The 9,066-nt window shown below is 71.7% G+C and carries 9 protein-coding genes; 2 read left to right on the forward strand and 7 right to left on the reverse strand.

The window, feature by feature from the left end; all coding sequences use genetic code 11:
• Window positions 1–223 precede the first annotated feature (223 nt).
• Together ACVNF4_RS27925 and ACVNF4_RS27930 are read left to right on the forward strand one after the other, a co-directional pair.
• Window positions 224–844 (forward strand): uridine kinase family protein, encoded by a 621-nt coding sequence (locus tag ACVNF4_RS27925; RefSeq protein ID WP_461805655.1) that lies wholly within the window; start codon window positions 224–226, stop codon window positions 842–844.
• Between the two features lie 443 nt (window positions 845–1,287).
• Complete coding sequence (locus tag ACVNF4_RS27930; RefSeq protein WP_461805648.1) at window positions 1,288–3,156, forward strand: AAA family ATPase; 1,869 nt, start codon at window positions 1,288–1,290, stop codon at window positions 3,154–3,156.
• A 29-nt stretch (window positions 3,157–3,185) separates the two neighbouring features.
• Here ACVNF4_RS27930 and ACVNF4_RS27935 read toward each other — a convergent pair whose 3' ends face one another.
• The 7 genes from ACVNF4_RS27935 to ribA all read right to left on the reverse strand — a co-directional run.
• Window positions 3,186–4,232, reverse strand: coding sequence for a hemolysin family protein (locus tag ACVNF4_RS27935; protein WP_461805649.1), 1,047 nt, complete (start codon window positions 4,230–4,232; stop codon window positions 3,186–3,188).
• On the reverse strand, window positions 4,229–5,560 hold the full coding sequence (locus ACVNF4_RS27940; protein ID WP_461805650.1) for a hemolysin family protein: 1,332 nt from the start codon (window positions 5,558–5,560) through the stop codon (window positions 4,229–4,231). The genes ACVNF4_RS27935 and ACVNF4_RS27940 overlap by 4 nt, the downstream gene beginning before the upstream one ends.
• Window positions 5,561–5,787: 227 nt before the next feature.
• On the reverse strand, window positions 5,788–6,228 hold the full coding sequence (locus ACVNF4_RS27945) for a PH domain-containing protein (protein WP_461805651.1): 441 nt from the start codon (window positions 6,226–6,228) through the stop codon (window positions 5,788–5,790).
• Window positions 6,229–6,250: 22 nt separating this feature from the next.
• On the reverse strand, window positions 6,251–7,099 hold the full coding sequence (gene hisG / locus ACVNF4_RS27950; protein WP_461805652.1) for an ATP phosphoribosyltransferase: 849 nt from the start codon (window positions 7,097–7,099) through the stop codon (window positions 6,251–6,253).
• A 51-nt stretch (window positions 7,100–7,150) separates the two neighbouring features.
• Window positions 7,151–7,423: a phosphoribosyl-ATP diphosphatase gene (locus ACVNF4_RS27955; RefSeq protein WP_187750802.1), complete on the reverse strand. Its 273-nt coding sequence runs from the start codon at window positions 7,421–7,423 to the stop codon at window positions 7,151–7,153.
• A 33-nt stretch (window positions 7,424–7,456) separates the two neighbouring features.
• Window positions 7,457–7,942: a 6,7-dimethyl-8-ribityllumazine synthase gene (gene ribH, locus ACVNF4_RS27960; protein ID WP_461805653.1), complete on the reverse strand. Its 486-nt coding sequence runs from the start codon at window positions 7,940–7,942 to the stop codon at window positions 7,457–7,459.
• A partial coding sequence (ribA, locus tag ACVNF4_RS27965; protein ID WP_461805654.1) for a GTP cyclohydrolase II occupies window positions 7,939–9,066 on the reverse strand: 1,128 nt, incomplete at its 5' end. The genes ribA and ribH, both read right to left, overlap by 4 nt.

Consider the following 9,066-nt stretch of genomic DNA (forward strand, 5'->3'; position numbering starts at 1 on the left):
GCGAGGCGGCGGCGCTGGTGGTGGCACCCGCGGGGGCGGTGGCGACGACGGCCGCGAGGACGGCCCTGCGCGACGGCTGCTCGGCTCCGCTCATGAACGGTTCCCCCTGGATCGATCGGACAGGCCACCCACTATGCCCGCGCGCCCCCGCCCCGTCCGGCACCGACATGAACACGCCTAGACTGAAAATCCCCCGTCTCCCGTACGACCCACAGGACCCGCCATCCACCACCTCCCCGCCCTCCTGCGCCGCCTCCCGCCCTCCTGCGGGCCGGTCCGGCTGATCGGCGTGGACGGGCACGCGGGGTCGGGGAAGTCGACGTTCGCCGGGCGGCTGGCCGAGGCGCTGGGCGGGGCGCCGGTGCTCCGGATCGACGACGTCGCGAGCCACGCGGAGCTGTTCGGCTGGACGGAGCGGGTGCTGACGGGGGTGGTCGGGCCGTTCAGCCGTGGGGAGGACGGCACCTGTGCCCCGTACGACTGGCGTACCCGCGCTTTCGGGCCGCCCCGAACGCTGCCCGCCGCGCCCGTCGTCCTGATCGAGGGCGTGGGGGCCGGGCGGCGGGCGCTGCGGCCACATCTCGCGGCGGTGCTGTGGATGGATCTGGACCGGGAGACGGCCTGGGCGCGGGGGCGGGCGCGGGACGGAACGGAGCAGCGGGAGTTCTGGGACGGCTGGGTCCGGGCGGAGCGCGCACATTTCGCCGAAGATCCCACACGACCTTTCGCGAATCTGCTGGTACGGCAGACATCTGAGGGGTACGACGTGCTTCCGGGGCCCGTGGGGCCGCCTGGTCCGGACCAAGAAGTCACCCAGGGTGACGAACCGTCCGCGATGTGGTGAAGTCGTGAAGGCTCCCGCCAGGGAAACCCCTTGAGTGCCTCAACTCGGCTTGACCGAGGGGCCGTACAGGACTTACGTTCTCAATGTGCGGCATTCGAAGCCGCCCGCAGACGCGAAGCCCCCGGTTGTTCCCCCGTGATCGGGGGCTTCGTTCTGCCCTCTTCCGGTCCGCGAGCCGCTTTTCGGCCGCGAGACGGCCTCGGAATGGCTGATTCCGATCACCCAGGGTCACCGCTCCGGATGCGCCCCATCTGCTCCCACCTCGTCGAACGTCCGGTGCGGCACCCTACGGCCGACCCCGTCCGCGCGGGTACGATGCCCTCGGTGCGACCTACCGGAATGCTTCTCTCAACTCCGGTCCGTGGCACAGCGGTTCGGCTCCGACGGCCGACGGGCGACGGCCCGGCGGCCATCCGACGGGGGCACGGTTTGTGGGGGACGTGATGGATTTCGGCACCCGGGGCCCCGACGCCCCGGCCGACCTCGCCTGGCTGCGAGGCGTGGACGCCTACACGATGGGCGCCTATCCGCAGGCCGAGGAGGAGTTCCGCACCGCGGTGCGGATCGACCCCGGTATGGCCGACGGCTGGCTCGGGCTGCACGCGCTGCGCGTGGACACCACCACCGCGCTGCTGCGGATGTTCCGGCACCGGGACCGCTTCGGCGAACAGCGCACCCGGCATCGCCGCACGCTCAACTCCTGGTACTGGCTGGGCTGGTGGGTGCAGCCCGTGCTGGAGAGCCCGCGCGATCTGCTGCTCGCGCACGCCTCGCACTGGCTCGACGGACGCCATGTCCCCGAGCTGGACCGGGCGTTGGCGGGTCTGCCTCCTGTCGACACCGACCACCAGGTGCGGTTCCTGCACGCCTGCCGGGCCTATCTGGTCAAGGACTGGGAGCAGTTGACCCGGCACACCGATCCCCTGCTCGACGATCCGCTCCTCGGCATAGAGGCCGGACTCTTCGGCGGGATGGCCCGCGTCCGGCTCGAAATGTACGGCCAGGCCGAGCCGTTGCTCTCCACCGCCCTCATGCGCTGCCGCAGCGAACAGCCCCAGCGCAAGGAGCTCCGCTACTGGCTCGCCCGCGCGCACGAGGGCACCGGCCGTTCCGCCGCCGCCCTCCCCCTCTACCGCGCCGTCCACCGCGTCGACGCCGCCTTCATGGACACCTCCGCCCGCCTCGCCGCGATAGCCGAGGGCGACGGCTACGACGACTCCGCCGACCTCGCGGCGATCACCCTCACCGGGTTCGGCCAGGACAGCGTCGACGGCACCGACGGGTTCGACCCGCTCTTCGGGACCGAGGGCCGGGACCTGAAACTCACCGACCCCGGTGAACTGCCGCCGGTCGTACCGCTGCCGCCCGTCGCCGAACCGGGTGTGCGGGAGAAGTCCGGGCTCATCGCCTCCGCGCTGCCGCCCGGCCCCGCCGACCCCGTCTTACTTGAGGAGGCGCTCGCCGAACTGGAGCGCATGGTCGGGCTCGAACCCGTGAAACGGCAGGTCAAGGCGCTCTCCGCGCAGCTCAACATGGCGCGTCTGCGGGCCGGTCAGGGGTTGCCCGTGCAGCCGCCGAAACGGCACTTCGTGTTCTCCGGGCCCTCCGGCACCGGCAAGACCACCGTCGCCCGCATCCTCGGCCGGGTCTTCTACGCCCTCGGCCTCCTCGGCGGGGACCACCTCGTCGAGGCCCAGCGCGCCGACCTCGTCGGGGAGTACCTGGGCCAGACCGCCGTCAAGGCCAACGAACTGATCGACTCCGCGCTCGGCGGCGTTCTCTTCGTCGACGAGGCGTACTCGCTCTCCAACTCGGGGTACGGCAAGGGCGACGCGTACGGCGACGAGGCGCTCCAGGTGCTGCTGAAGCGGGCCGAGGACAACCGGGACCACCTCGTCGTCATCCTCGCGGGGTACCCGGAGGGGATGGACCGGCTCCTCGCGGCCAACCCCGGGCTGTCGTCCCGGTTCACCTCCCGCGTCGACTTCCCGTCCTACCGGCCGCTCGAACTCACCGCCATCGGCGAGGTGCTGGCGGCGGAGAACGGGGACGTGTGGGACGAGGAGGCCCTCGACGAGCTGCGGTCCATCGCCGGGCACGTGGTGGAGCAGGGGTGGATCGACGAGCTGGGCAACGGGCGGTTCCTGCGGACGCTGTACGAGAAGAGCTGCGCGTACCGGGACCTGCGGCTGTCGATGTACACGGGGGCGTTGTCGCGGGACGACCTGGCGACGCTGCGGCTCGCGGATCTGATGCAGGCGTACGGGGAGGTGCTGTCGGGGAGGGGGCCGCAGGATCCGTCGGCCATGTGACCGCCTCCCCCGACCGCCCTCCCCCTGACTCAGACTGCCAGCGCCTTCTCCGGAACCTCCCGGTGCGCCGGGTCCGTGACCTCCCCCACCAGCATCTCCAGCACGTCCTCCAACGCCACCAGCCCCAGCACCTTCCCGGAGCCGTCGGCGACCTGCGCGAGGTGGGTCGCCGCCCGGCGCATCACCGTCAGGGCGTCGTCCAAAGGCAACTCGGACCGCAGGGTCGTCATCGGCCGCCACAGGTGCTGCGGCACAGCCCGCTCGGAGTCCTCCAGGTCCAGGACGTCCTTGACATGCAGGTACCCCATGAAGGCACCCTTCTCGGCGGCTATCGGGAACCTCGAATACCCGGTGCGGGCCGTCAGCGCGACGATCTCCCCCGGTGTCACCGCGGGGGTCACCGTCACCAGTGCCTCGCGCTTCAGCAGGACGTCCGTGATCGGGCGGGAGCCCAGCTCCAGGGCGTCTTCGAGGCGTTCACGCTCCTCGGGGGCGAGGAGGCCCGCCTGGCCGGAGTCCTCCAGGAGCCGGTTGAGCTGCTCGCTCGTCACGACGGCCTCCACCTCGTCCTTGGGCTCGACGTGGAAGAGCCGCAGGATGCCCTGGGCGACGGCGCCGAGGGCGACGGTGACCGGCTTGCAGAGGCGGGCGAACCAGACGAGCCCGGGGCTGAGCCAGAGCGCGGCCTTCTCGGGGGCCGCCATCGCGAGGTTCTTCGGGACCATCTCGCCGATGACGAGGTGGAAGAAGACCACGGCCGCGAGGGCGATGACGTACCCGAGGGGGTGGATCATGCCGTGCGGGAGGCGGATCCACTCGAAGACCGGCTCCAGGAGCTGCGCGACGGTCGGTTCGGCGACCGCGCCCAGCGTCAGCGAGCAGAGGGTGATGCCGAACTGGGCGGCGGCCATCATCTGCGGGAGCCGCTCCAGGCCGTAGAGGACCTGGCGGGCCCGCGCCGTGCCCAGCGGCTCGATCTGGCTGCGGCGCACGGAGACCAGCGCGAACTCGGCGCCGACGAAGAAGCCGTTGGCGAGGACGAGCAGCGCGGCGAACAGGAGCTGGAGGAGGCTCATCGGACGCCCTCCACGGCAGCGGCGTCGGCGGTCCGCACCAGGCGGACGCGCTCGGCGCGGTTGTGGCCGACGCGGCGCACCGACAGCCGCCAGCCGGGCAGTTCGGTGCGGTCCCCCACGGCGGGGATCCGCCCGAGGAGGTCGGCGACGAGGCCGGCGACCGTCTCGTAGGGCCCCTCGGGGGCCTCCAGGCCTATGCGCTGGAGGGTGTCGACGCGACAACTGCCGTCGACGTCCCACGCGGGACGGCCGTCCTCCGGCGGGGCGGCGGCGAGTTCGGGTGTGTCCTGCCCGTCGTGCTCGTCACGCACCTCGCCGACGATCTCCTCGACGATGTCCTCCAGCGTGACGACCCCGGCCGTGCCGCCGTACTCGTCGACGACGACGGCGATGGGCTGCTCGCTGCGCAGGCGGGCCAGCAGGGGCTGGACGGGGAGGGTCTCGGGGACCAGCAGGGCGGGGCGGGCGATCCGGCTCGCCGGGGTGCGCAGCCGGTCGTGGACCGGGACTGCGAGGGCGTCCTTCAGATGGATCATGCCGACGATCTCGTCGATCTTCTCGCGGTAGACGGGGAATCGGGACAGGCCGGTGGCCCGGGTCAGGTTGACGACGTCCTCGGCGGTGGCCGACGCCTGGAGGGCGCTGACCTTCACGCGGGGTGTCATCACGTGCTGCGCGGTCAGCTCGGCCAGGGAGAGGGTGCGGACGAACAGGTCGGCCGTGTCCTGCTCCAGGGCGCCGGCCTGCGCGGAGTGCCGGGCCAGGGAGACGAGTTCACCGGGGGTGCGGGCCGAGGCCAGCTCTTCGGTGGGTTCGACGCCGAGCGCGCGCACCAGGCGGTTGGCGACGGTGTTCAGGGCGGCGATCACCGGGCGGAAGAGCCGGGAGAACGTGTGCTGCGGTCCGGCGACGAACCGCGCGACCTGGAGCGGCTTGGACACCGCCCAGTTCTTCGGCACGAGTTCGCCGATCACCATCTGGATCGCGGCGGCCAGCAGCATGCCGACGGCGACGGCGACACCGGAGGCGGCGCCCGCGGGGATGCCGGCCGCGGTGAACGGGCCGTCGAGGAGGTCGGCGAGGGCCGGTTCGGCGAGCATGCCGACGACGAGGGACGTGATGGTGATGCCGAGCTGGGTGCCGGAGAGCTGGAAGGAGAGCTCCTTCAGCGACTCCACGACCGTACGGGCGCGTTTGTCGCCCTCGGCGGCGGCCTTCTCGGCGTCGGGGCGCTCCACGGTGACGAGTCCGAACTCCGCGGCCACGAAGAAGCCGTTGGCCAGGATCAGGACGAACGCGGCCGTCAGGAGCAACAGGGGGGTGATCATGATGCCGCCGCCTCCGCAGTGAGGGGAGAGGGGGCGGCGCAGGTACTACAGGACGATCCGTCCATTGCCGGAGGGAGTCACTCCTCGGATAGCAGGTGTCCCCCTGCCCGCCGGGGCGCGGTACGGCAGGGGCGGAGGCGCCAGGAATGCGTCTCCGCCACCAGATTAATCAAGACAGGGGCATCTGCGGCAGGCCCGGCGGCCCCGAGTCAGCCCGGATCTCACCCCTAGGACGTCTCGGGGTCGCCGATCGAGCGCGCCTCGGCCAGTGCGCGCAGGGTGGTCGCGTCGGTGATGGCGTGCTTCTTGTCGAGCCCCGGCTGGATGCCGAGCGCGGGCAGGCTGGTGCCGTCGCTGAGGTTCAGGAACACCCAGGGGTCGCCGGGACGCAGGTTGACCTGGAGGATCTCGGCCCACTCCAGACGGCGCCGGGAGGCGATGTTGACGACGGTGACCCCGGCCTCGTCGGCGACGACCCGGACCCGGGCGAGCTGCGCGAGGACCCAGAAGACCAGGCCGCCGGTGAAGATGAAACTCAGCCGCTCCCCCGGGCCGAGCTGTTCGAGCAGCATCGCGACGGCGGAGATGGTGAGGAAGATCATCACGCCGGAGCCGAGCAGCACCGCGCGGGTGCGGCCGGGGCGGAAGGTGACGGGCAGTTCAGGCATGGCGCGGTCTTTCACTGGGCTGTCAGAGCCGGCAGGCGTGGATGGCCGTCGTCAGGATCGCGCGTGCGCCGATGTCGTACAGGTCGTCCATGATCCGCTGCGCCTCCTTGGCGGGAACCATGGCGCGGACGGCGACCCAGCCCTCGTTGTGCAGCGGGGAGACGGTCGGGGACTCCAGGCCGGGTGTGAGGGCGACGGCCCTCTCCAACTGCTCGACGCGGCAGTCGTAGTCCATCATCACGTACGTCCGGGCGACCAGGACGCCCTGGAGGCGGCGCAGGAACTGCTGCACCTTGGGGTCCTCGGTGTCCGCGCCGGTCCGCCGGATCACGACCGCCTCGGACTTCATGATCGGCTCGCCGAACACTTCGAGTCCCGCGTTGCGCAAGGACGTCCCGGTCTCGACGACGTCCGCGATGACCTCGGCGACACCCAGCTCGATGGCCGTCTCGACGGCGCCGTCGAGGTGGACGACGGAGGCGTCGACGCCGTTGTCCGCGAAGTACTTGGCGACGATGCCCTCGTAGGACGTGGCGACCGTCTTGCCGTCGAGGTCGGCGAGGCTCGTGGCCGTGCCGGGCTTGGCGGCGAAGCGGAACGTGGAGCGGGCGAAGCCGAGCGGGAGGATGACCTCCGCGTTCGCGCCCGAGTCGACGAGGAGGTCCTCGCCGGTGAGGCCGATGTCGAGGCGGCCGGAGGAGACGTAGATCGCGATGTCGCGGGGGCGGAGGTAGAACAGCTCCACCTCGTTGACCGGGTCGACGACCCGCAGCTCCTTGGCCTCCCGGCGCCCCTGGTAGCCGGCCTCATGCAGCATGTCCGCCGCAGGGCCGGAGAGGGAACCCTTGTTGGGGACGGCGATGCGCAGCATGAGGGCGGCTTCCTTCTGTCTGTCGGGAGGGGTTTTTTCTGAACGCGTTTTCTACAGGTGGGCGTACACGTCGTCCAGCGAGATCCCGCGGGCGACCATCATCACCTGGACGTGGTAGAGGAGCTGTGAGATCTCCTCCGCCGCGGCTTCCTTGCCTTCGTACTCGGCGGCCATCCAGACCTCGGCGGCCTCTTCGACGACCTTCTTGCCGATGGCATGGACGCCCTTGCCGACGAGTTCGGCGGTGCGGGAGGTGGTGGGGTCGCCGGTGGCGGCCTTCTGCTGGAGCTCGGTGAACAGCTCCTCGAACGTCTTCTTGGACATGGTGAGGTCACTCTAGCCCGACGCTCATCTGGCTCAGTGCCACGGTTCAGATACTGAACGCAGTACGGCCGCCGTCGCCAGCGCCGCCGTCACCGCCTCGTGCCCCTTGTCCTCGTTCGAGCCCTCGATCCCGGCCCGGTCGAGGGCCTGGTCCTCCGTGTCGCAGGTGAGGACGCCGAAGCCGACGGGAACGCCGGTCTCCACCGAGACCTGGGTGAGACCCTGGGTGACGCCCTGGCAGACGTACTCGAAGTGGGGGGTGCCGCCACGGATGACGACGCCGAGGGCGACGATCGCGTCGTAGCCGCGGCCCGCGAGGACCTTGGCGGCGACGGGGAGCTCCCAGCTGCCGGGGACCCGCAGGAGGGTCGGTTCGTCGATGCCGAGGTCGTGCAGGGCGCGCAGGGCGCCGTCCACCAGGCCGTCCATCACCTTCTCGTGCCACTGCGCCGCGACGACGGCGACCCGGAGGTCACCCACATTGCGTACGGACAGCTCCGGTGCGCCCTTGCCGCTCACTTCTCTCCTCGGTTGTCTCGCTGGTCGCCGCCGGCCTCTTCCAGCCAGGGCAGGTCGTGTCCCATCCGGTCCCGCTTGGCGCGCAGGTAGCGGATGTTGTGCTCGCCGGCCTGGACGGGGACCGGCTCACGGGCCGTCACCGTCAGGCCGTACCGGGCGAGCGCGGTGGTCTTCTCGGGGTTGTTGGTCAGCAGGCGGACGGTGCGTACGCCCAGGTCGGCGAGGATGCGGGCGCCCGCGCCGTAGTCCCGGGCATCCGCGGGCAGGCCCAGCTCCAGGTTGGCGTCGAGGGTGTCGTGCCCCTGCTCCTGGAGCTCGTAGGCGCGCAGCTTGGGCAGCAGCCCGATCCCCCGCCCCTCGTGCCCTCGCAGGTACACGACGACCCCGCGTCCCTCCTCCTGCACCCGCTCCAGCGCCGCGTCCAACTGGGGCCCGCAGTCGCACCGCTGCGACCCGAACACGTCCCCGGTGAGGCACTCGGAGTGCAGCCGTACGAGGACGTCCTCGCCGTCGCCGATCTCCCCGCGCACGAGCGCGACGTGCTCGACACCGTCGGCGGCGCGGTAGCCGTAGGCGGTGAAGGTGCCGTGGGCGGTGGGGAGGGGGGTCGTGGCCTCGCGGTGGACGAGGGGCTCCGGGGGCCGGGGGGCCGTTTCGGAGGGGCCGCCGGGCCGGACAAGGCCCCGCACCGCGACCGGCCTCGGGGCTTCGGCGGGCACGACGGACCGGGCGAGGCTCCGCCCACCGGTGCCCCCGCCGGCTGCCGAGACCGCACTCCGGTCACCGACGGGCAGACCGGCACCGGCATCCGCCGGAACCCGTCCCCGAAGCCGCTCCGCCTCGATGCCGGTGGTCCCGGCACGCTGCCTCAGCCCTTCGCCGAGTTCGCCGCGCCCCACGCTCGTCAAGCCGTCGCCGTCCGCGACTTCCCTGGTCCGGCGGTACTTGATCAGCGCCTCGATGGAGATGATCGTCAGCCCGTGCTTGCGGGCGAACGGGACCAGTTCCGGCAGCCGCAGCATCCGGCCGTCCTCGCCGGCGATCTCGACGATCGCGCCGGCCGGGCGCAGGCCCGCGAGGCGGGCGAGGTCGACGGCGGCCTCGGTGTGGCCGTCGCGGGCGAG

The sequence above is a fragment of the Streptomyces sp. S6 genome (assembly GCF_054880855.1).

Coding starts and splice junctions, on each gene's coding strand:
- ACVNF4_RS27930 (WP_461805648.1), top strand. CDS start 1,288: ATGGATTTCGGCACCCGGGGCCCCGACGCCCCGGCCGACCTCGCCTGG.
- ACVNF4_RS27935 (WP_461805649.1), bottom strand. CDS start 4,232: ATGAGCCTCCTCCAGCTCCTGTTCGCCGCGCTGCTCGTCCTCGCCAAC.
- ACVNF4_RS27940 (WP_461805650.1), bottom strand. CDS start 5,560: ATGATCACCCCCCTGTTGCTCCTGACGGCCGCGTTCGTCCTGATCCTG.
- ACVNF4_RS27945 (WP_461805651.1), bottom strand. CDS start 6,228: ATGCCTGAACTGCCCGTCACCTTCCGCCCCGGCCGCACCCGCGCGGTG.
- hisG (WP_461805652.1), bottom strand. CDS start 7,099: ATGCTGCGCATCGCCGTCCCCAACAAGGGTTCCCTCTCCGGCCCTGCG.
- ACVNF4_RS27955 (WP_187750802.1), bottom strand. CDS start 7,423: ATGTCCAAGAAGACGTTCGAGGAGCTGTTCACCGAGCTCCAGCAGAAG.